We start from the raw sequence: 23,105 nt of genomic DNA, 5'->3' as shown, positions 1-23,105 counted from the left end.
TTTAAACACCCTCAAAAAAGTCTATATGATCTCCTGGTTTCAAAGTAACAACAGCCTTTTTCCAATCCTTCATCCTGCCAACATTTTTACCCACCCGTTTAGGTTTACCTCGAATATTTGAAGTATTCACATTTAAAACCTTTACCTTGAATAACCTCTCCACAGCCTTCTTTATTTCAATCTTGTTGGCATTTTTACTTACCTCAAAGGTAAGCTGATTGTACTTCTCTTTTTGAACATCACCCTTTTCAGTAATCATAGGGCTTTTTATAATCTTATATAAATCTTTCATAGTGACAACCTTGCCTCTATCTTCTCAACAGAAGGCATAACCAGGATTAGATTTTCATATTTTAGTATATCATAGACATTTAGACCCTCGGGGGGCAAGAGTTTGACATTTTGGATATTTCTTACTGACCTTTCCAGGTTGAAATTATCCTCATCAATTATCAGAACATTTTCTACTCCCATGTTCTGAAGTGTCTGTATAAGGGACTTGGTTTTAATTTCTTTTAACTCAAAACTATTTAAAATAGTTATCTTGTCTTCCTTTAACTTCAAAGTTAAGACAGATTTTAATGCCTCCCTTCTAATCTTCTTAGGAAGGGAATAGGAATAATCCTTGGGAGCTGGGCCAAATACAGTACCACCTCCTACCCAAAGAGGAGACCTTCGTGAGCCAACCCTAGCCCTGCCTGTACCTTTCTGACGCCAGGGTTTGACACCACCCCCTTGAACCATAGCCCGATTTTTGGTTGAGGCAGTCCCTCTTCTCCTATTTGTCTGCTGCATAATCACAACATCAGAAATTAAGTGTGGCTTTATCTCAACATTAAAAATTTCGTCATTGAGATTTATCTCTGAAATCTTTCTCTTTTCAATATCATAAACATCTAGAACCGGCATTTACTAACTCCTAAGTACCCTTGGGTCTACCATTAATCACTTCTCTTTTTTATACTACTCCTGATGATAACTATTCCATTTCGAGAGCCGGGAACAGCACCTTTTACTAGAATCAGATTTTCTTCGGGCATTACTTCAACAACCTGGATATTCTGGACAGTTACCGTATCTCCACCTAGACGACCAGGCATCTTCCTTCCTTTAAAAACTCTTGAAGGGTAAGCACTCGCGCCAATAGAACCAGGGGCCCTATGAAACATTGAACCATGAGCACCAGGCCCTCCCCTGAAGCCCCATCTCTTAACAACTCCTGTAAAACCTTTACCTTTACTAATCCCGGTTACATCAACAAAATCTCCAGCATTAAATACGTCAACAGTAATCTTCTCTCCTTCTTGATAGTCATCAATTTTTTCAATCTTAAATTCCTTCAGATAAGCATATGGACTTACCTTATGTTTCTTTAAATGACCCCCAAGGGGTTTGTTAATCTTGTTATTCTTTTTCTGAGAAAAACCCAATTGTAAAGCATCATATCCATCATTTTCTAAAGTCTTCTTTTGTACTACAGCACAAGGACCTGCTTCTATCACTGTTACCGGCAATACATCTCCTTCTTGGGAATAAACCTGGGTCATCCCTAACTTTCGTCCAATTATCCCTCTGGTCATGTCAATATTCTCCAGCTGCTACAGTTTAATTTCTACATCAACCCCTGCTGAGAGGTCTAACTTCATAAGGGCATCAATTGTCTGCTGAGTTGACTCCATTATATCTAAAAGTCTCTTATGGGTTCTTATTTCAAATTGTTCCCTGGATTTCTTGTCAACATGAGGGGAACGTAAAACACAATACTTATTAATCACTGTAGGAAGAGGTATAGGTCCAGCAACCTTTGCCCCAGTCCTTTTAGCAGTCTCAACGATCTCTTCGGCAGACTGATCTAAAAGTCTGTAATCGTAGGCCTTTAAACGAATTCTTATCTTTTTACTTTGTTCATTCATTGCTTAAAACCCCATCTCTTTCCTACATATTAATTGTTTTATTTTATTCAATAATATCACTTATCACACCAGCGCCTACAGTTCTACCACCTTCACGAATAGCAAACCTCAACTCCTTCTCCATCGCTATCGGAGTTACCAAATCTACACTCAACGATACATTGTCTCCAGGCATTACCATCTCTACCCCCTCCGGTAACGCCACTACCCCAGTAACATCTGTAGTCCTAAAATAAAACTGCGGCCTATAACCATTGAAAAACGGAGTGTGCCTACCCCCCTCCTCCTTCGCCAATATGTAAACCTCCGCCTTAAACCTCTTGTGTGGAGTTATACTGCCAGGCTTCGATACAACCTGCCCACGCTCTACCTCGTCCCGCTTCGTCCCCCGAAGTAATACCCCTATGTTGTCCCCAGCCTGACCCTGATCCAATATCTTCCTGAACATCTCAACCCCTGTACATACTGTCTTCAATGTCGGCCTTATCCCCACTATCTCAACCTCATCCCCTACCTTGATTACCCCACGCTCAGCCCTGCCTGTCACTACTGTACCCCTGCCAGATATGCTGAAAACATCCTCCACAGGTAATAAAAACGGCTTGTCTATGTCCCGAACAGGCTCAGGAATATACGCATCTACCGCATCCATTAACTCCAATATACTCCTACAATTATTACACTCTCTCTTGCCACAACCACACTCCAACGCCTTAAGCGCTGACCCAGATATAACAGGTATCTCATCCCCAGGAAAATCATAATCAGTCAAAAGCTCTCTAACCTCTAACTCCACTAACTCCATTAACTCCTGATCATCTACCATGTCCGCCTTGTTCAAATATACAACTATGTAAGGCACTCTAACCTGCCTGGCTAATAATATGTGCTCTCTCGTCTGAGGCATCGGACCATCCGCAGCACTAACCACTAAAACCGTACCATCCATCTGCGCCGCACCTGTAATCATGTTCTTTATGTAATCCGCATGCCCAGGACAATCTATATGCGCATAATGCCTCTTCCCCGTCTCATACTCCACATGCGCTATCGCTATCGTTAACCCACGCTCCTTCTCCTCCGGCGCATTGTCTATACTATCATAAGACCTAAACTCCGCAAAACCCTGATTACTCAATACCCTGGTTATCGCTGAAGTCAATGTCGTCTTACCATGATCAACATGACCTATCGTACCTATGTTAACATGCGGCTTAGTCCTCTCAAACCTCTTCTTTGACATGCCTGTATCCCCCCTTCCCAGGAATTTTTCCCTATCATACCTATCCCAAGATATTCTCAGCAATGGAAGCTGGAACCGGTTCATAATGGGAAAACTGCATAGTATAAGTAGCTCTACCCTGTGTAGCCGATCGCAAGTCGGTTGAATAACCAAACATATTAGCCAGTGGTACCCTACTTTCTATAATCTTCCAGCTTGTCCTAACATTCATATCTAAAACTTTCCCTCTTCTAGAAATAAGATTGCTGACTACCTCACCAATAAATTCCTCTGGAACCATCACTTGAACGGCCATAATAGGTTCCAATAAAATCGGCTGGGCTTTCTTTGCCCCTTCTCTAAAACCTATAGAGCCGGCAATCTTAAATGCCAATTCTGATGAATCAACCTCATGGTAAGAACCATCGTATAGCGTAACCCTCACATCTACTACAGGATATCCAGCTAAAACCCCCCTCCCCATAGCTTCCATCACACCTTTTTCTATCGCGGGAATATATTCTTTAGGGATACTCCCCCCTATAATTCTATTAACAAATTCGAAACCTGCCCCCCGTTCTTGAGGTTCTAATTCAAGCCATACATCTCCGTATTGACCACGCCCTCCTGACTGACGAACAAATCTACCCTCTGATTTAACCGATTTAGTAATAGTTTCTTTAAAAGCCACCTGTGGTTTGCCAACATTAGCAGCCACCTTAAATTCCCTAAGTAACCTGTCCACAATTATCTCTAAGTGCAACTCCCCCATCCCAGAAATAATAGTCTGATTTGTCTCTTCATCTATACGGACATTGAAAGACGGATCCTCTATAGTCAATCTGTTAAGTGACTCTGCCAGTTTTTCTTGATCAGCGCGCGTCTTAGGCTCAATTGCAACAGAGATAACCGGATCAGGAAACTCCATGGATTCTAAAATTACTGGATGGCTTTTATCACAAAGGGTATCACCTGTAATAGTATTTTTTAAACCAACGGCAACGGCAATATCACCTGCATAGACCTCTCTAACTTCCTCCCTTTTGTTCGAATGCACCTTTAAAAGCCTACCAATTCTCTCCTTCTTATCCTTAGTAGAATTGTATACATACAAACCCTTCTCAAGAAACCCAGAATAAACTCTAAGGAAGTACTGCTGGCCTACAAATGGATCATTCATAATTTTAAAGACCAAAGCTGAAAAAGGGGCATCATAGTCTGCCTCTCTTGTCACTTCTTCACCATCAGGGTTAACTCCTTTAACTGACGGAACATCTTTAGGAGAAGGAAGATAGTCAACAATACCATCTAATAAAGGTTGAATTCCTTTGTTCTTAAATGCTGCACCGCAGAACACGGGAATAAGCCTGTTAGCTATAGTCTCACTTCTAATTACTTGTTTAAGTTCTTCATTGGTGATAGTTTTTCCCTCCAGGTATCTACCCATTAATATCTCATCTTGCTCAGCCACAGACTCAATAAGCTTATCTCGATATTCCAAAGCTAAATCAGTTAAATCTGGGGGGATACCCTCTTCTTTAAATTTTGCCCCTAGAGTGCTCTCATCATAAACCATAGCCTTCATTTTAATCAGATCAATAACACCCCTGAAGTTTTCCTCCTTGCCAACAGGCAACTGCAGAACTATGGGATTAGCCTGCAGTTTGTTTTTCATCATATCGATCACATGGGAAAAATCAGCTCCTACTCTATCCATCTTATTGATAAAGGCAATCCTTGGAATATGATACTTATCCGCTTGCCTCCAAACAGTCTCTGATTGGGGTTCAACACCTCCTACCGAGCAAAATATAACCACAGCTCCATCTAAAATACGCAAAGATCTTTCAACCTCTATAGTAAAATCAACATGGCCAGGGGTGTCGATGATGTTAATCCTATTACTATTCCAGAAACAAGTTGTAGCCGCAGAGGTTATGGTAATACCTCTCTCTTGTTCTTGCTCCATCCAGTCCATTATGGCTGATCCATCGTTGACTTCACCCATCTTATAAGAAACACCCGTATAATATAGTATTCTTTCCGTAGTTGTAGTTTTACCTGCGTCTATATGTGCCATAATCCCTATATTTCTTGTCTTTTGTAACGGAACTAGTATTGCCAAATTTATGCCAACCTCGAAAACATAAAAAAAGACTCAAACTAAAGATTGAATATGCCAAAAACAAATAACACTCCTTCTATCAATAAGTCTAAGCCTAATCCTAAGATTAAAGACCCTTTAACCACACCAATTTGTGAAGCTGGGTAGTGTCTTTGATGGGAAGACCTATGGCATCTTTCTACCAACGGTAATGGGCAAAAGCCTTATTGGCTTCAGCCATCTTATGAGTATCTTCCTTCTTTTTGAAAGCTGCACCCCTGTTATTTGCGGCATCAAGAATTTCCGCAGCTAATTTTTCTGCCATTGTCTTTTCTTGTCTTTTCTTAGCAAAAGTAATTAACCAGCGTATCCCCAAAGCAACTCGTCGCTCAGATCTAACTTCCATAGGTACTTGGTATGTTGACCCACCAACACGGCGAGATTTAACTTCAATAACTGGCTTAACATTATCCAAAGCCTTTTGAAAAATCTTGATAGGATCAGACTTCGTTTTCTCCCTAATTATATCAAAAAAGCCGTAAGTTATGGATTCGGCTAAACTCTTTTTCCCTTTCAGCATAATTATATTGATAAACTTTGCTACGTTTATATCCTTATACTTAGGATCCGGCAAGATATTTCTTTTAGGTACTTCCCTTCTTCTAGGCATCTTTCTACCCCACAGGTTTTGAATAACTAAACATTTATTGCTAAAACTTACTTCGGTTTCTTTGCCCCGTATTTAGAACGGCCCCTCTTCCTGTCTATAACTCCTCCAGAATCCAGAGTCCCCCTAATAACATGATATCTAACGCCTGGCAAATCTTTAACCCTTCCCCCTCTAATTAAAATCACAGAGTGCTCTTGAAGGTTATGCCCTACTCCCGGTATATAAGAAGTAACCTCTATACCATTAGTCAGTCTAACTCTAGCTACTTTTCTCAATGCTGAATTGGGTTTTTTAGGCGTCGAGGTATAAACTCGAGTACAAACACCCCTTTTCTGTGGCGAGTTCCCTAAAGCAGGAGCATCCGTTTTCTTTTTGACCTTCTTACGCCCCTTTCTGACCAATTGGTTTATAGTAGGCACATTAACTCCCTTCTAAAATTGTTAACCATAAAATTAGGTATATTCTCAATAATCGCTTTATTTGTCAAGCTTTTTATTTGCCAACACTATTTTTCTTCCACACAAATTCCCTCTTTAGAATTCACAACTTCTGTCTTCAAATTCCTGTATCCTGGAAAACCCGTGCCAGCTGGAATTAATCTACCCATAATTACATTCTCTTTTAAACCCTTCAAACAGTCACATTTCCCATCAATGCTGGCTTGAGTTAACACTTTAGTTGTCTCTTGGAAAGAAGCTGCTGAAATAAAGCTATCAGTACTCAACGAAGCCTTGGTGATTCCAAGAAGCAGAGGCTCAGCAATAGCTGGTTTACCTCCTTTTGCCCTTATTTTTTCATTTTCCTCTTCAAACACATACCTCTCCACCTGTTCCCCGATTAGAAAATCTGTATCTCCGACTTCTTTTATCCTAACTCGACGAAGCATCTGTCTAACGATTACCTCAATATGCTTATCATTTATCTTCACGCCTTGGAGACGATAAACTTCTTGTACTTCGTCAACCAGATACCTTGCCAGCTCTTTCTCTCCAAGGATATACAGAATATCGTGAGGATTCGCTGGACCATCCATAAGAGGCTCCCCTGCCCTCACTCTATCCCCTTCATGAACACTTATATGTTTTCCTTTAGAGATCAGGTATTCTTTAGGTTCACCAACTTCTGGAGTAATTATAACCCTTCTCCTCCCTTTGATATCTTTACCAAAGGAAACAATACCATCGATTTCGGATATTACAGCATATTCCTTAGGTTTCCTCGCCTCAAACAACTCAGCAACCCTGGGTAATCCTCCAGTTATATCCTTCGTCTTGGTAGTCTCTCGAGGAATCTTGACAATAACATCTCCAGCATTTACTCTATCCCCTTCATTTACTATAATATTTGCTTTGACGGGGAGAAGGTATCTCGCAGGGGATTCGGATCCAGGCAACTTAGCAGTACGGCCACTTTCATTCTTGATAGAAATCCTTGGACGGGTATCAGGGTCCTTTGATTCAATAATCACCTTTCTCGAAAGACCAGTAACCTCATCTACTTGCTCCTGCATAGTAACACCTTCTATTATATCCCCAAATTTAACAGTCCCAGAAACCTCTGTTAAGATAGGAGTGGTATATGGATCCCATTCTGCAAGTAGTTGTCCTGGCTTGACAGCCTCTTTTTCTTCAATCCTAAGCTTTGCACCATAAATAAGAGAGTATCGCTCTCTTTCTCTTTCATCGCTGTCGAGTATCGCAATCATACCGTTACGATTCATTACTACTAAGTTGTTTTCTTTATTTCTAACAGCACTCAAATTTATAAACTTAACCTTTCCTTCAGTCCTCGACTCAAGGGTACTTTGCTCGGCACGCCTACTGGCTGTTCCGCCAATATGGAATGTCCTCATAGTCAATTGGGTTCCAGGTTCTCCTATGGATTGGGCGGCAATTACCCCCACAGCCTCACCCAGATTGACTTTTTTCCCACGGCCAAGATCCCTACCATAGCACTCCACACAGATTCCATTATTTAACCGACAGGTTAAAACGGAACGAATCTTTACCCTTTCAATACCAGCTTCTTCAATCTTTTTAGCAAGATTTTCATCAATCTCTTGATTGGCATCTACTATTATTTTCCCAGTAAAAGGATCTTTTATGTTGTCTAAAGCAACCCTACCTAATATTCGATCACCCATTCGCTCAATAATCTCTCCACCTTCCACCAAGGAAGAGACATATATCCCATCCAGAGTCCCACAATCAGCCTCAGTTATAATAGCATCCTGCGCCACATCTACCAACCTGCGGGTAAGATACCCTGAATTGGCAGTTTTTAAAGCTGTATCGGCAAGACCTTTACGAGCCCCATGAGTGGATATAAAGTATTGTAGAACAGTTAACCCTTCCCTAAAATTTGCCGTAATCGGTGTTTCGATGATTTCTCCAGATGGTTTTGCCATCAATCCCCTCATACCTGCTAACTGTCTAATTTGTTGCGCACTTCCTCTAGCACCAGAATCCGCCATCATAAATATAGGATTAAAACTAGGTATTTCCTTCTTTTTACCATCAGTTCCAATTATCTCTTCCGTACCCAGCTCATGTAACATATCATCAGCAATCTTCTCCGTAGCCTGTGCCCAGATATCGATTACCTTATTGTACCTCTCACCATCAGTTATAAGTCCTTCGGTATACTGGGTTTCAATTTCACGGACCTCGCTATGGGATTTCTCCAGAAATTCTAATTTATTCGGAGGAATAAGCATATCATCGATTGAAATAGAAATTCCAGCTTTTGTAGCAAATTGATATCCCAAATCCTTCAATCTATCAGCCAAAATAACAGTCTTCTTGTTACCACATAATCTATAGCATTGGTCGATTAAATTGGCCAGTTCCTTCTTGTTCATTACCCTATTAATGGAGCTAAAAGAAATCTCATCAGGGACTATTTCCTTTAAAAGAATTCTTCCTACTGTTGTTTCTACCAGTTCTCCATCCATTCTCACCACAATTTTTGCATGGAGGTCTATTTCCGAAGAATCATAGGCTATTCTTACTTCCTCTGGATTAGAAAACACCTTACCTGAACCTTTAACAAAGTCTTTGTCTCGAGTCATATAATAGATACCCAAAACAATATCCTGTGTAGGAACAATTATAGGTCTTCCGTTGGCAGGGGATAGGATATTGTTTGTGGACATCATCAAAGCCCTTGCTTCAATCCGTCCCTCGATGGATAGCGGGACATGAACAGCCATCTGATCCCCATCAAAATCAGCATTAAAAGCAGCGCATACCAATGGATGCAATTGAATGGCTTTACCTTCAATTAAAACCGGCTCAAATGCCTGAATTCCCAGCCTATGTAAAGTTGGTGCCCGGTTTAGAAGAATAGGGTACTCCTTAACTACCTCTTCTAGAATGTCCCATACCTCCGGCGTTTCTTTTTCAACCATCTTCTTTGCACTTTTAATAGTATTAACATATCCTTTTTCCTCTAATTTGTTATAAACAAACGGTTTAAAAAGCTCTAACGCCATCTTTTTGGGAAGTCCACATTGGTGTAACCTTAGTTCTGGGCCAATAACAATAACTGAACGGCCAGAGTAATCAACGCGTTTACCCAAGAGATTTTGTCTAAACCTTCCTTGTTTACCTTTAAGCATGTCACTCAGAGATTTTAATGGCCTTTTGTTCCTTCCGGTAATGGCCCTTCCTCTTCTTCCATTATCGAACAAAACATCTACGGCTTCCTGAAGCATTCTCTTCTCATTACTAATAATAATCTCAGGAGCATCCAGTTCCAAAAGCCTTTTCAACCTGTTATTTCTGTTAATAACTCTACGATAGAGATCATTAAGATCGGAGGTAGCAAATCGCCCACCGTCTAATGGAACCAATGGCCTCAAATCAGGTGGGATAACAGGTACAACCTTTAATATCATCCATTCAGGTTTATTCCCAGAATTTTTGAAAGATTCTACTACCCTCAATCTCTTCGCAATCTTCTTTCTCTTTGCCTCCGAAGTAGTACTTTTCATTTCCAAGCGTAACTCTTCAGAAAGCTTGTCTACCTCTATATTTTTCAATAGTTCTCTGACAGCTTCTGCACCCATACCAGCAGAAAAATTATCCCCATATTCCCTTTTAGCTTTTCGATATCCCTCTTCCGTTAATAATTCCCCTATTTTCAACGGGGCATCATTAGGATTTATAACCACATAGCATTCAAAATATAGGATTTTCTCTATCTCTCTCAGGGTCATGTCTAACAAAGCACCCATTCTACTGGGAAGACTCTTTAAAAACCAAATATGGGCAACTGGTGATGCTAGTTCTATATGTCCCAATCTTTCTCGACGAACCTTCGACTGAATAACTTCAACTCCGCACTTTTCACAGACAACACCCCGATGTTTTAACCTCTTGTACTTTCCACAATTACATTCATAGTCTTTAGTAGGGCCAAAAATCTTGGCACAGAATAAACCATCTCTTTCTGGCTTAAAAGTTCTATAATTAATGGTCTCAGGTTTCTTAACCTCTCCATGTGACCAACTCCTAATAGTTTCTGGCGAAGCCAGGGATATCTTTAGAGAGCTAAAACTCAATGGGCTCTGGGGGTTTTCAAAAATTCCAAAGGAGTCTTTCACACTCAACCCTCCTACATTTTAGAAGTTTTGGATATACAATGTATGTCTTTTATCCGCCTATGAAGGACTGACTAACAATTTTAATTAATCTTTTCCTCTTCAGAACTCTGGAAATCCTTATACAACCCTTCCTCCTCAATTAACTCCACATCCAGCGCTAAACTCTGAAGCTCTTTGACCAAGACATTGAACGATTCAGGCAATCCTGACTCCAGAACATTCCCGCCTTTGACTATGGTTTCATAGGTCTTAGTCCTTCCCCACACATCATCAGATTTTACTGTAAGAAACTCCTGTAAGCAGTACGCGGCTCCATAAGCCTCAAGAGCCCAAACCTCCATCTCTCCCAACCTCTGTCCACCGAATTGAGCCTTTCCTCCAAGCGGTTGTTGAGTGACTAGAGAGTATGGCCCAATAGATCGGGCATGAATCTTATCATCTACTAAGTGGTGTAGTTTCATCATATAGATCATTCCCACAGTCACCTTCTGATCGAAGGCTTCTCCTGTCCTTCCATCAAAAAGTATGGTCTTGCCGGAGACAGGTAACCCGGCTAATGCAAGGGATTTTTTAACCTCATCTTCCGAGGCTCCATCAAAAACAGGAGAGGACATATATACTCCATTTCTAAGCTTCTTTGCCAATTCAATTATCTCTTCATCAGAGCTTTCATCAATGATCTGATCGAATTCTTTGGATGAATATATCTCCTTGATTTTTGATTTTATTACCTCAACACCGTAGTTTTTCTCAAGATATTCATTTATACAGTTACCCAATCCTTTGGAAGCCCAGCCCAGATGAGTCTCTAAAATCTGTCCAACATTCATCCTTGAAGGAACCCCCAGGGGATTAAGTACTATATCAACTGGAGTCCCATCTTCTAAATAGGGCATGTCTTCTTCTGGCAAAACCCTAGAAAGCACTCCTTTATTCCCATGTCTACCTGCCATCTTGTCACCAACAGACAGCTTCCTTTTGGCAGCAACATTAACCTTTACCATCTTTATGACTCCAGGTGGTAACTCATCACCCTTCGTTATCCGGTTGATCTTCTGTTCAAATACCAATCTTACTAAATCAACCTGTTCATTAAGAACTTCAATGATTCTATCAATTTCAGACTCAATATCTTTACCGTCAACAATTGAGATATCCCTCAATTTAGCAAAAGGGATATTAGGAATATCCTCTTCTGTAATAACCTGCCCTTTCTTTAATAAAACAGTGCCTTCTTTATCAACTGTTAATTTCGTAGCAGAGGTTTTTCCAATCAAGAGCTTCTTGATCTTTTGAACAGCACAATCCTTTAGGATATTAATCTCATCTTCCTGATCAGTTAATAGTCTTGATACCTCAGAATTCTCAATATATTTTGTCCTTTCATCCTTTTCTACCCCTCGTCTTGAAAATACTTTTGCATTAATTATTGTCCCTTGAACCCCTGGCGGAACCCTTAAAGAAGTATCTTGTACATCTCTAGCCTTCTCACCAAAAATTGCCCTGAGTAATTTTTCTTCAGGTGAGAGTTGAGTCTCTCCTTTTGGTGTAATCTTCCCAACCAAAATGTCTCCGGGGCCTACTTCAGCACCAATACGAATAATTCCACTCTCATCAAGATCCTTTAAAGACTCCTCACCGAGATTAGGTATATCTCTGGTAATCTCCTCTTTTCCCAATTTTGTGTCTCTAGCAACTACCTCAAATTCCTCTATGTGAATTGAAGTAAAGCTATCATCCTTCAGGACTTTCTCACTTATCAGGATAGAATCTTCAAAGTTATAACCACCCCATGGCATAAAGGCTGCCAAAACATTATGCCCCAAAGCAAGCTCCCCCATATATGTTGCTGTGCCATCTGCAATAATTTCCCCTTTTTTTATTTCATCTCCAATATTCACCAAGGGCTTTTGATTAATACAGGTGTTTTGATTAGAACGCTGATATTTGACAAGATTATAGATATCAATACTACTATCTAACCATTTTTCTTCTTCTTTAATTCTTACTACAATGCGAGAGGAATCTACATTTTCAACTACACCATTTCTCTTCGCTATCACAGTTACCCCTGAATCTTTAGCAATAACACTCTCGATCCCTGTTCCTATCAAAGGAGCATCCGTACGCATTAGAGGCACTGCTTGTCGTTGCATATTAGAACCCATAAGCGCTCTGTTTGCATCATCATTCTCCAAAAAGGGAATCAATGAAGCTGCTACACTAACCAGTTGGTTAGGAGAGACATCCATAAAATCAACTTCCTCTGGTGAAATCATAATGAACTCCCCACCCTTACGAGCAGAAATTACCTCCCTAACAAATCTTCCGTTTTCATCCAGTAGAGCATTAGCCTGAGCGATAATATGATCCTCCTCATCTATTGCAGAGAGATATTTGATATTCCTCGTTACAACTCCATTAATCACTTCTCTATAAGGGGTTTCGATAAAGCCATATTCATTAACCCTGGCAAAGGTGCTTAAAGAGACAATTAGACCGATATTTGGCCCCTCAGGGGTTTCAACAGGACAGATTCTTCCATAATGGGTGGGATGTACATCTCTGACTTCAAATCCTGCCCGTTCTCTGGTCAAACCACCCGGACCCAATGCACTGAGACGCCGTTTATGAGTAACCTCTGACAAAGGATTCGTTTGATCCATAAATTGAGAAAGCTGACTACTGCCAAAGAATTCTTTAACCACGGCTAAAACAGGTTTAGCATTAATCAGATCATGAGGCATCAGCGTTTCAATCTCTTGCAAACTCATTCTTTCCTTAATGGCTCTCTCCATTCGCACTAAGCCAAGTCGGTACTGGTTTTCAACGAGTTCTCCAACTGACTTAACTCTTCTATTTCCTAGGTTATCAATATCATCTATTGATCCTTTTCCGTTCTTCAACTCCACAAGCACCCTAACAGCTTCTAGAATGTCTTCCCTTCTAAGTGTCCTATGCTTTAGAGGGATATTCAAACCCAACTTATAATTTAGTTTTAACCTCCCGACCTCCGATAGATCATAACGCTCAGGATTAAAAAAAAGATTACTAAAAAAGATGCTGGCAGTTTCCACAGTAGGTGGATCACTAGGACGTAACCTTCGGTAAATCTCAATTATTGCTTCTTCGGCACTAGATATTTTGTCAATAGCCAATGTATTCCGCAATGACAAGTCAATGTTCCCATCAGTGATATGAAGCAAGTCAAATTCCTTTATTCCCCTGGATTTTATCTCCTTAAATTTCTCAAGTGTAAGTTCATCGTTACATTTAAGGACAACTTCTTCTGAATTAGGGTCAATTACATCATGAGAACTGATACATCCCAATATATCTTCAACTCCAACAGAAATATGCTTTATTCCGGCATCTATCAGCTTGCGAACAACAGTCTGGGTTATTTTCCTACCCTTCTTAATAATTATTTCACCAGTTTCTGGGTACATGATATCGTTTGAAGTTTTAACCCCTACTAAAAGGTCAGGTTCCATACTTCTATATATCATATTGCCTTTAAGAATGATCCTTTCGGATTTATAATAATAATTTAACAGATCTTCAGTAGAATACCCTAATGCTTTAATCAAAATAGTTGCCGGAAATTTTCGTCGTCTGTCAATACGTACAAAAATTATATCTTTGGGGTCAAATTCTAAATCTATCCATGATCCCCGCTGAGGGATAATCCTTGCAGAATAAAGTAATTTACCACTAATATGGGTTTTACCTTTATCGTGATCAAAGAATATTCCTGGGGATCGATGCAATTGGCTGACTATTACTCTTTCTGTTCCATTGATGACAAAAGTTCCATTATCAGTCATCAATGGGATCTCTCCAAAATAGACCTCCTGTTCTTTAACGTCTCTAATGTTTCGGGGGCCTGTTTCATCATCAACATCCCAAACAACAAGCCGTACAGTAACTTTAAGGGGAAGGGCATAAGTCATTCCCCTTTGACGGCATTCATCCACCCCATACTTCGGTTCTCCCATATTATAACTCACGAAATCCAGGGAGGAAATCCCGTTGAAATCTCTTATTGGAAAAACACTCTTAAATACCCCTTGCAGCCCGATATCCTCACGCTTATCAGGGTCGTTATCCTTTTGTAAAAATCTTTCATAAGACCTCTTTTGGATATCTATAAGGTCAGGGATATCAATAATCTTTTGGATCCTTGCAAAATTTTTTCGTATCATACGGTTATTCAATGATACTGAACGACCCATATTAACTCCTCTCAAGTCGGTAATCGTCTCGGAATTTATACAACTCATTGAAGTTAAAGATACTTTTTTGTTTTGCCCACAAAAATGGAAATCGTGAATCGTATGTCGAATAAAAACAAAAGCTACCCCGTTTCCGATTCTCGGTTCCTGAACAATGCTCTATTCAACCTCTACAGTAGCTCCTACTTCTTCTAATTGTTTCTTAATATCTTCAATCTCTGCTTTAAGAACCCCTTCCTTAATAGCTTTAGGTGCACTCTCAACCAACTCCTTAGCTTCTTTTAACCCCAGTCCTGTAAGGGCTCTAACTACTTTAATAACTTGGATTTTTTTATCCCCCACTGCTTTCAGTATTATATTAAATTCTGTTTTTTCTTCAGCAACTGCTTCGGTCGGTGCCTGACCGGTGGGCGCAACAGCAACCGGGGCTAAGGCTGAAACACCAAATTTCTCTTGCAATTCTTTTATAAATCCCGAAAGCTCCAGAACTGTCATATTCTCTATAAAATCAATAACATCTTCTTTAGTAACTTTTGCCATATCTTAATCCCCCCTAGTTTAATTTAATTTAATTTAATTTCGACTGTTATTTCATTTTTTCTTTAATCGCTTCTAGTACACAAATAAATTTTGAGATTATACCATTTAAAACCTGTACCAGGCTCGTTTGACTCGAAGCAAATAGAGACAGCATATGTGCCAATAGCGCTTCTCTGCCTGGGGTCTCAGCAAGTAATTTAATATCATCGGTTGTTATAACTTTACCATCTAACACTCCAGATTTAATCTCTAACTTTGGATAATCTTTGCTAAATTTTATTAAAACCTTTGCCGGAGATAGAGGATCATCATAGCTAATAGCAATCGCAGTAGGACCATTAAAATAATCATCCAGTAACTCTAACTCCGTAGCCTTAGAGGCAAGTTTTACAATACTATTTTTAACAACTCTATATTCTACTGCTTCGCTTCGAAGCTCCCTTCTTAGCTTATTTATTTCCTCTACATTCAGACCACAATAGTCTGTAAGAATAGCAACTTTTGCTTTTCGAAATTTCCCGTTAAGCTCTGAAATAATTTGTTCTTTCAATTTTCTATTCAACGGTATCCAACCCTCCTTTTTGAGTAGGGATTAAAAACTTGTCCATCCTTTTTTAACAACTAAAAATAATTACAAAATAAAAACCTCTGGTAGATTCAGAGGCTATGGCGATTAAGGATATGGACTTTACTCCTCTAATCTTACTTTAATCTCCCTCTAACATGTAGAGGGTCGATCTTTACTCCGGGGCCCATGGTTGAAGCAAGGACTACACTACGCAAATACACTCCTTTACTTGAAGGTGGTTTTGCTTTAATTATAACATCGAGAAGTGACATAATATTATCCAATATCTTTTCTAAACTGAAAGAGACCTTTCCAACAGGCACATGAACTATGCCTGTCTTGTCAGCCTTAAAATCAACCTTCCCGGCTCTTAGCTCTTTAACCACACGGGCAACATCAAAAGTCACAGTACCAACCTTGGGATTTGGCATTAATCCCCGTGGTCCTAAAATTTTGCCTATTTTCCCAACAAGACTCATCATATCCGGAGTAGCAACAACCTTATCAAACCCCAGCCATCCTCCAGCAATTTTGTCGATCAAATCCTCAGATCCAACAAAATCAGCACCAGCTTCATTTGCTTCCTTCTCTTTTTCTCCCTTTGCAAAGACCAAAATTGTAACCTCTTTACCTGTTCCACTAGGTAAAACTACAGTCCCTCTTACCATTTGATCAGGCTTTCTAGGATCAATGCCAAGCTTAATGGAAACATCAATCGATTCATCGAATTTGGCATACGAACTGTCTTTTACAATTTTTATACCTTCCTCCAACTCATACTTTTTAGTTGTATCAACCTTTTTTACTGCCTCTAAATATTTTTTCCCTTTTTTTGCCACTTTCTTCTCCAAGTTACAACTTATCTCACCAAGTAGTTATTCGTGAGCCGTAATTAATGTTCACGACTCACCATTCACGATTTACGAATCTATTACTTCTATCCCCATACTTCTAGCTGTTCCCTCTATAGTCTTAATAGCACCAGGTAAATCAATTGCATTAAGATCCGGCTGTTTGGTCTTAGCAATCTCCTCTATTTGTTTGCGTGTAACTTTACCAACTTTATCTCTATTGGGTTCCCCAGAACCTTTCACAATTCCAGCTGCTTTTTTCAGTAAAACTGGCGCAGGAGGAGTTTTAGTAATGAAACTAAATGACCTATCGGCATATACGGTAATAACAACTGGGATTATCATACCTTCTTGCTTCTGAGTCTGAGCATTGAAGGACTTACAAAACTCCATTATATTAACCCCATGTTGCCCCAATGCCGGGCCTACCGGAGGGGAGGGAGTCGCTTTACCTGCTGTAACTTGAAGTTTTATAATCCCAATAATCCTTTTAGCCATTAATACCCTCCTAGATTAAATCTTTTGGACTTGAAGGAACTCCAGTTCTACCGGCGTAGATCTACCGAAGATACTCACAAAAACCTTTAACTTTCCTTTTTCAGGTTTAACTTCTGCAACAACACCATTAAAATTTGTAAAGGGGCCGTCAATCACTCTAACGGTATCTCCCTCCTCGTATAATACTTTGGGTTTTGGCTTAAGGGTCCCTTCACTCATCTGATTCAATATCTCTTTTATTTCTTCATCCGGAATAGCTACTGGATCGGTTCTTCCACCTATAAAACCTGTAACTTTAGGAGTATTCCTAACAATGTGCCAAGTTTCGTTATTTAATTCCATATTGATTAGTATATATCCTGGGAAAATCTTTCGGTCAGAAGTCTTTTTCTCGCCCTTAACAAGCTCAACAACCTTTTCTGACGGCACAAGAATTTCAGAAAAAAAATCTTCTTTTTTATGGGACTTTATTCGTTCTTCTATAGCCGCCTTAACCTGATTTTCACAGCCCGAATATGTATGAACCACATACCACTTTTTTGTCATTGTTTGAATTACAACTCACTAGATAAGATAAAATCTTAATCAACCTAAAATAATTCTGACCAGCCTCGATAACCCAATGTCAATAAGGCCCAAAAATATAGCTACGATAATTACAACAACCAAAACAACAGAAGTTGACCCAATAGTTTCTTTTCGAGAAGGCCAATTAACTTTTTTTAACTCAATTTTAACTTCCCTGAGAAACTTAATTATTTCATTAACCACTTGGAACTCTCTTATGGAGGTAAGTATCAGATGATGGCAGGCCAGGAGGGATTCGAACCCCCACCCCCCGGATTTGGAGTCCGGCGCTCTAGCCATTAGAGCTACTGGCCTACTTAGCCACCCAAAGTAAACTTAACACAACATTCTAAAACTTAAACAAACCCCTGGTTAAGGTTGCCATAAAGAGGCAGGACAAACAATAACAATAAGAACAAAAGCTTAAATAAAAATAGAACCACGCTCAGCATGGCATACCAAAAACACTCCAATAAATAGAAATGGTAGGTAACTTATTTGGTTTCCCTATGAATGGTATGATTACGGCAGAACCTACAATACTTCTTGAGTTCTAGTTTATTAGGTGTAGTTCTTTTGTTTTTTGTTGTTGTATAATTCCTCCTTTTACACTCACCACAAGCAAGGATAATAATCTCTCTCATATCTGAATCTTTTCATTTAATTATTTGACTTCAATTGTCTTAAATCAAAGCCATTATTTTATTCAATAATATCACTTATCACACCAGCGCCTACAGTTCTACCACCTTCACGAATAGCAAACCTCAACTCCTTCTCCATCGCTATCGGAGTTACCAAATCTACACTCAACGATACATTGTCTCCAGGCATTACCATCTCTACCCCCTCCGGTAACGCCACTACCCCAGTAACATCTGTAGTCCTAAAATAAAACTGCGGCCTATAACCATTGAAAAACGGAGTGTGCCTACCCCCCTCCTCCTTCGCCAATATGTAAACCTCCGCCTTAAACCTCTTGTGTGGAGTTATACTGCCAGGCTTCGATACAACCTGCCCACGCTCTACCTCGTCCCGCTTCGTCCCCCGAAGTAATACCCCTATGTTGTCCCCAGCCTGACCCTGATCCAATATCTTCCTGAACATCTCAACCCCTGTACATACTGTCTTCAATGTCGGCCTTATCCCCACTATCTCAACCTCATCCCCTACCTTGATTACCCCACGCTCAGCCCTGCCTGTCACTACTGTACCCCTGCCAGATATGCTGAAAACATCCTCCACAGGTAATAAAAACGGCTTGTCTATGTCCCGAACAGGCTCAGGAATATACGCATCTACCGCATCCATTAACTCCAATATACTCCTACAATTATTACACTCTCTCTTGCCACAACCACACTCCAACGCCTTAAGCGCTGACCCAGATATAACAGGTATCTCATCCCCAGGAAAATCATAATCAGTCAAAAGCTCTCTAACCTCTAACTCCACTAACTCCATTAACTCCTGATCATCTACCATGTCCGCCTTGTTCAAATATACAACTATGTAAGGCACTCTAACCTGCCTGGCTAATAATATGTGCTCTCTCGTCTGAGGCATCGGACCATCCGCAGCACTAACCACTAAAACCGTACCATCCATCTGCGCCGCACCTGTAATCATGTTCTTTATGTAATCCGCATGCCCAGGACAATCTATATGCGCATAATGCCTCTTCCCCGTCTCATACTCCACATGCGCTATCGCTATCGTTAACCCACGCTCCTTCTCCTCCGGCGCATTGTCTATACTATCATAAGACCTAAACTCCGCAAAACCCTGATTACTCAATACCCTGGTTATCGCTGAAGTCAATGTCGTCTTACCATGATCAACATGACCTATCGTACCTATGTTAACATGCGGCTTAGTCCTCTCAAACCTCTTCTTTGACATGCCTGTATCCCCCCTTCTCGTCCCTAACCACAAAAATGTAACTGGGACATATAAGTACGTCTGGAGCCCACGACCGGGATTGAACCGGTGACCTCTTCCTTACCAAGGAAGCGCTCCACCACTGAGCTACGCGGGCTTAGAAATGGAGCGGGAAACGGGATTCGAACCCGCGACCCTCAGCTTGGAAGGCTGATGCTCTAGCCAACTGAGCTACTCCCGCAAAAGACCTCAAAATGACACTTGTTAATGGTGGAGAGGGGAGGATTCGAACCTCCGAAGGCATCGCCGACAGATTTACAGTCTGTTCCCTTTGGCCACTTGGGAACCTCTCCCTAATTTACAGCCCTCAGTTATTTATTAAAGTCTTTTAGTTCTATTTAATAATTTATAATTCACTACTTATTGCCAAATATTGCTTTTATATGGAGCTGGCGATGGGACTTGAACCCGCAACCTGCTGATTACAAGTCAGCTGCTCTACCAATTGAGCTACGCCAGCATAAACAATTACTGTAACAATATTTGCTTATAAAATCAATATCAAATTTTTTAGGAAAAGCACTTCATTTATAGATAAAGACCAATTATTTTGTTTTTATTTGCTATTTTTATTAAATTAGCACCTTTTCCATTCCTTTACTGTGATACTCTTCTCTCATTAATAAAAATAAGTATTCAAAACCCCTACGAAATTTATCGACTGAAACCACATAATTAGGTTTTTTATATATATCATATATGAATATTCTGTCAAGAATTCTTTGTGAAAGGCCTAAAATAAGTCACTCCTTTAGGTGGAGAGATCCCTGATGCGTTAATCCATCATTATCACTCTAACTTAATCGACTACAGACTAATAATCGACAAATAACTTGCAAAGGTCTGGATAGATTACTGGGCGACTGTATAAACAGGAGCAAAAAGAAGATCGTTTGTATTGACAAAAACGTTTCATGGTGATATAATATAAAGATAAATAGGGGGATGTTTTTATATTGATGCCCCTATTTTTTTGCAAAATCTTTGATTGTTCTTTGAGAAAAAAAATTTGATATGCAAAAAATATTCATTTTTTGATTAGGATTAGGAGGGTTAATGGAAAAAACACTATCAATTATTAAACCCGATGGGGTAAAAAAAGGGATAATTGGAGAGGTTATCAAGAGATTTGAAAATAATGGGTTGAGAGTCGTCGCCATGAAGATGCTATGGATGGATAAAAAAGAGGCAGAAGGATTTTATGATGTACATAAGGGCAAAGATTTTTTTGATAGTCTGACTGATTTTATGTCTTCTGGCCCAGCAGTGATGATGGTTTTGGAAGGGGAAAATGCCATAGCGAAGAACCGTCAAATAATGGGTGCCACAAATCCAGAAAAGGCAGAGAAAGGAACTATTAGAAAAGAGTTTGCTTCTGGTATAGAAAGGAATATCGTTCACGGTTCGGATTCCCCCGAAACTGCCACCTCTGAAATTGCCTACTTCTTCAATGCCTTAGAAATATTCGATTATTAAGTTTTTCAGAGCAAATTTAAGTAAAGTATGCAAAATGAGTTAGATATTAAAAACTTAACAACGGATGATATAGAAAGCCTACTTCTGAATTTGGGTGAGGACAGATATAGAACCACTCAGATAGTCAGATGGGTTTATCAACGTGCTGCTACTTCATTTGATGAGATGACAAATCTTTCTAAAAAACTCAGGGAAAAGCTAAGTAAAGTATCTTATATAAGCGTATTGAATTTGATTAAAGAAGCTCATTCAAATGATGGAACCCGAAAGTATCTTTTTAAACTCGAAGATGGCAACCTAATCGAGAGCGTTCTCATACCTGAAACAGGTCGCCTGACCCTCTGTATTTCTACTCAGGTTGGTTGTGCTTTGGCGTGCAAGTTTTGTTTAACAGGGAAAGGGGGGTTTATAAGAAATCTGATGACAGCAGAAATAATCAATCAAATATGCTGTATCAAGGATTTTCTCCCAAAGAATGAAAGGATATCCAACCTTGTATTAATGGGGATGGGTGAACCACTGGCAAATTACAACAGTACTTTGAAGGCTCTACGTATAATTACTGATCCTAACGGGCTACAGTTCTCTCCCCGAAAGGTAACTCTATCCACTGCGGGTTTAGTGCCAGAGATAAAGAGGTTGGGAAAAGATATTAAGGTAAGCCTGGCTGTTTCCCTCAATGCTACAGAGGACACTACAAGGAATTATCTGATGCCCATTAACAGGAAATATCCACTGGAAATGCTGTTAAAGGCTTGCCATGAATTCCCTCTTCCCCCCAGGAAAAGAATTACTTTTGAATACATCCTGATCAAAGGGATAAACGATTCCCTCCATGATGCAAAACGGTTGATAAATATCCTCAAAGGAATAAGATGCAAAATTAACCTAATCCCTTTTAATGAGTACCCTGCTTCTGAGTACAAAAGACCTCATAATGACGTAATAAATAGGTTCCAACAGGTCTTGATAGATTCTAATTACACTTCCATCGTCAGAGCCAGCAGAGGCCTTGATATCCTTGCAGCCTGCGGACAACTCGGAAGCAGATGGCTAAATTCTTAATGCCTCTTTACCCGCCTTTATTATTTTTGACAACTCTACTGCCCTTCTGGCAAGAGCCCTGGCTCCATTCAATCCCCATTCATCCTTTAATATGCCAAGTTTATCTTTAGGATCATATTTCCCGGTAACCCCAAAGCTGGACACCCCACCTGCACCAAATAATACACCAGGGTGATGCACAGTAGCTGGTATCATTTCAAAGCCAAAGAAGAAGTAGTCAATGCTAAGCAGGGATGTTTCTACACCCCCGTGCCTCATCCATGCAACTGCTAAAGCTCCCCCTACTTTGTCTTTCAGCTTACCTTCATACACCTTACCAAAGGCAAATACCCTAAGTCTATCCAATACCTTGGCAAGGTGTCCAGAAATCCTAGAGATATACTCAGGAGTGGAAATGAGTAGCACATCGGCATCAAGGACTTTGGGAAAGATACCCACCATATCACTTCTATGGCACAAAACTTTCCAATCTCCTGTTTCCTCAAACACCAGTTGAAATGTACACAGTCCCTGATATCCTTATCCGCCAAGGCAACCGTTTCTGTCCTGACAGACTCTAGTCCCTCTACAGACTTCATTGCCTCTTTTAAGAAATGCTCTGTGTTCCCACCCTTAATCGGGCTCCCACAGATCCCCAATACTATTTATATCCATTCTATTTTCCTCCTTGGTTTTTTAGCAGCTTTGAAAAAGTTATTCTTGGGGGGAAGGTAAAAAAAATTTAGGTGATTGTAAAAGATTTGGCACCATAATATAATGGTGTCATGGACATAAAATCATTCGAACATACCGTAAAGACTGAGAATATAGCTTGGCGGTTTTTAGTAAAGTTGTGTTGGAAAAACTACC

General features: G+C 40.0%; 21 protein-coding genes and 5 tRNA genes. 2 read left to right on the top strand and 24 right to left on the bottom strand.

Annotated features, from left to right (window positions below; genetic code table 11):
- Position 1: 1 nt before the first annotated feature.
- The 23 genes from AB1401_04530 to AB1401_04420 form a co-directional block, all read right to left on the bottom strand.
- Positions 2 to 292 (bottom strand): 50S ribosomal protein L23, encoded by a 291-nt coding sequence (locus AB1401_04530; protein MEW6614710.1) that lies wholly within the window; start codon positions 290 to 292, stop codon positions 2 to 4.
- Positions 289 to 909, bottom strand: a complete 621-nt coding sequence (gene rplD / locus AB1401_04525; protein ID MEW6614709.1) for a 50S ribosomal protein L4 — start codon at positions 907 to 909, stop codon at positions 289 to 291. Before rplD ends, AB1401_04530 begins: the two co-directional genes overlap by 4 nt.
- Positions 910 to 941: 32 nt before the next feature.
- The gene (gene rplC, locus AB1401_04520) at positions 942 to 1,580 is read right to left on the bottom strand and encodes a 50S ribosomal protein L3 (GenBank protein ID MEW6614708.1); all 639 of its coding nucleotides are present in this window, start codon (positions 1,578 to 1,580) and stop codon (positions 942 to 944) included.
- Positions 1,581 to 1,598: 18 nt separating this feature from the next.
- Positions 1,599 to 1,913 carry a 30S ribosomal protein S10 gene (rpsJ, locus tag AB1401_04515; protein MEW6614707.1) on the bottom strand — a complete coding sequence of 105 codons (315 nt, stop codon included), beginning with the start codon at positions 1,911 to 1,913 and terminating at the stop codon, positions 1,599 to 1,601.
- A 43-nt stretch (positions 1,914 to 1,956) separates the two neighbouring features.
- Positions 1,957 to 3,156, bottom strand: a complete 1,200-nt coding sequence (gene tuf, locus AB1401_04510; GenBank protein ID MEW6614706.1) for an elongation factor Tu — start codon at positions 3,154 to 3,156, stop codon at positions 1,957 to 1,959.
- A gap of 40 nt (positions 3,157 to 3,196) precedes the next feature.
- Positions 3,197 to 5,260: an elongation factor G gene (gene fusA, locus AB1401_04505; protein MEW6614705.1), complete on the bottom strand. Its 2,064-nt coding sequence runs from the start codon at positions 5,258 to 5,260 to the stop codon at positions 3,197 to 3,199.
- A gap of 178 nt (positions 5,261 to 5,438) precedes the next feature.
- Positions 5,439 to 5,909 (bottom strand): 30S ribosomal protein S7, encoded by a 471-nt coding sequence (gene rpsG / locus AB1401_04500; protein ID MEW6614704.1) that lies wholly within the window; start codon positions 5,907 to 5,909, stop codon positions 5,439 to 5,441.
- A 47-nt stretch (positions 5,910 to 5,956) separates the two neighbouring features.
- Positions 5,957 to 6,328 (bottom strand): 30S ribosomal protein S12, encoded by a 372-nt coding sequence (gene rpsL, locus AB1401_04495; GenBank protein MEW6614703.1) that lies wholly within the window; start codon positions 6,326 to 6,328, stop codon positions 5,957 to 5,959.
- A gap of 86 nt (positions 6,329 to 6,414) precedes the next feature.
- A complete protein-coding gene (rpoC, locus tag AB1401_04490; protein ID MEW6614702.1) occupies positions 6,415 to 10,515 on the bottom strand; it encodes a DNA-directed RNA polymerase subunit beta' in 4,101 nt (1,366 codons plus the stop codon).
- Positions 10,516 to 10,595: 80 nt separating this feature from the next.
- Positions 10,596 to 14,750, bottom strand: coding sequence for a DNA-directed RNA polymerase subunit beta (gene rpoB / locus AB1401_04485; GenBank protein ID MEW6614701.1), 4,155 nt, complete (start codon positions 14,748 to 14,750; stop codon positions 10,596 to 10,598).
- A gap of 159 nt (positions 14,751 to 14,909) precedes the next feature.
- Complete coding sequence (rplL, locus tag AB1401_04480; protein MEW6614700.1) at positions 14,910 to 15,290, bottom strand: 50S ribosomal protein L7/L12; 381 nt, start codon at positions 15,288 to 15,290, stop codon at positions 14,910 to 14,912.
- Between the two features lie 46 nt (positions 15,291 to 15,336).
- Positions 15,337 to 15,852, bottom strand: coding sequence for a 50S ribosomal protein L10 (gene rplJ, locus AB1401_04475; protein MEW6614699.1), 516 nt, complete (start codon positions 15,850 to 15,852; stop codon positions 15,337 to 15,339).
- Between the two features lie 140 nt (positions 15,853 to 15,992).
- A complete protein-coding gene (rplA, locus tag AB1401_04470) occupies positions 15,993 to 16,697 on the bottom strand; it encodes a 50S ribosomal protein L1 (GenBank protein MEW6614698.1) in 705 nt (234 codons plus the stop codon).
- A gap of 81 nt (positions 16,698 to 16,778) precedes the next feature.
- Positions 16,779 to 17,207 carry a 50S ribosomal protein L11 gene (rplK, locus tag AB1401_04465; GenBank protein ID MEW6614697.1) on the bottom strand — a complete coding sequence of 143 codons (429 nt, stop codon included), beginning with the start codon at positions 17,205 to 17,207 and terminating at the stop codon, positions 16,779 to 16,781.
- 15 nt (positions 17,208 to 17,222) lie between these two features.
- Complete coding sequence (nusG, locus tag AB1401_04460) at positions 17,223 to 17,753, bottom strand: transcription termination/antitermination protein NusG (protein ID MEW6614696.1); 531 nt, start codon at positions 17,751 to 17,753, stop codon at positions 17,223 to 17,225.
- Between the two features lie 39 nt (positions 17,754 to 17,792).
- Positions 17,793 to 17,978, bottom strand: a complete 186-nt coding sequence (secE, locus tag AB1401_04455; protein ID MEW6614695.1) for a preprotein translocase subunit SecE — start codon at positions 17,976 to 17,978, stop codon at positions 17,793 to 17,795.
- Between the two features lie 34 nt (positions 17,979 to 18,012).
- Positions 18,013 to 18,089 (bottom strand) — tRNA-Trp (locus AB1401_04450).
- Positions 18,090 to 18,268: 179 nt separating this feature from the next.
- Entirely contained in the window at positions 18,269 to 18,418 is a 150-nt protein-coding gene (gene rpmG, locus AB1401_04445) for a 50S ribosomal protein L33 (protein MEW6614694.1), read from the bottom strand.
- Between the two features lie 58 nt (positions 18,419 to 18,476).
- Positions 18,477 to 19,676 (bottom strand): elongation factor Tu, encoded by a 1,200-nt coding sequence (tuf, locus tag AB1401_04440; protein ID MEW6614693.1) that lies wholly within the window; start codon positions 19,674 to 19,676, stop codon positions 18,477 to 18,479.
- A gap of 61 nt (positions 19,677 to 19,737) precedes the next feature.
- Positions 19,738 to 19,812, bottom strand: a tRNA-Thr gene (locus AB1401_04435).
- A gap of 7 nt (positions 19,813 to 19,819) precedes the next feature.
- Positions 19,820 to 19,896 (bottom strand) — tRNA-Gly (locus tag AB1401_04430).
- A gap of 27 nt (positions 19,897 to 19,923) precedes the next feature.
- A tRNA-Tyr gene (locus AB1401_04425) sits at positions 19,924 to 20,008 on the bottom strand.
- Positions 20,009 to 20,099: 91 nt separating this feature from the next.
- Positions 20,100 to 20,175: transfer RNA gene (locus tag AB1401_04420), tRNA-Thr, on the bottom strand.
- Between the two features lie 596 nt (positions 20,176 to 20,771).
- On the opposite strand from AB1401_04420, the gene ndk reads away from it, so the two are divergent.
- Positions 20,772 to 21,191, top strand: a complete 420-nt coding sequence (gene ndk / locus AB1401_04415; GenBank protein MEW6614692.1) for a nucleoside-diphosphate kinase — start codon at positions 20,772 to 20,774, stop codon at positions 21,189 to 21,191.
- A 27-nt stretch (positions 21,192 to 21,218) separates the two neighbouring features.
- A complete protein-coding gene (gene rlmN / locus AB1401_04410; GenBank protein ID MEW6614691.1) occupies positions 21,219 to 22,256 on the top strand; it encodes a 23S rRNA (adenine(2503)-C(2))-methyltransferase RlmN in 1,038 nt (345 codons plus the stop codon).
- On the opposite strand, the gene AB1401_04405 is transcribed toward rlmN, so the two are convergent.
- Positions 22,245 to 22,715, bottom strand: a complete 471-nt coding sequence (locus AB1401_04405) for an NAD(P)H-dependent oxidoreductase (GenBank protein MEW6614690.1) — start codon at positions 22,713 to 22,715, stop codon at positions 22,245 to 22,247. The genes rlmN and AB1401_04405 overlap by 12 nt on opposite strands.
- Positions 22,716 to 23,105: the final 390 nt, after the last annotated feature.

It is taken from the genome of Thermodesulfobacteriota bacterium (genome assembly GCA_040757775.1).
Taxonomy (GTDB): Bacteria; Desulfobacterota; UBA8473; order UBA8473; family UBA8473; genus UBA8473.
This window is presented reverse-complemented; position numbering and strand designations above follow the sequence as displayed.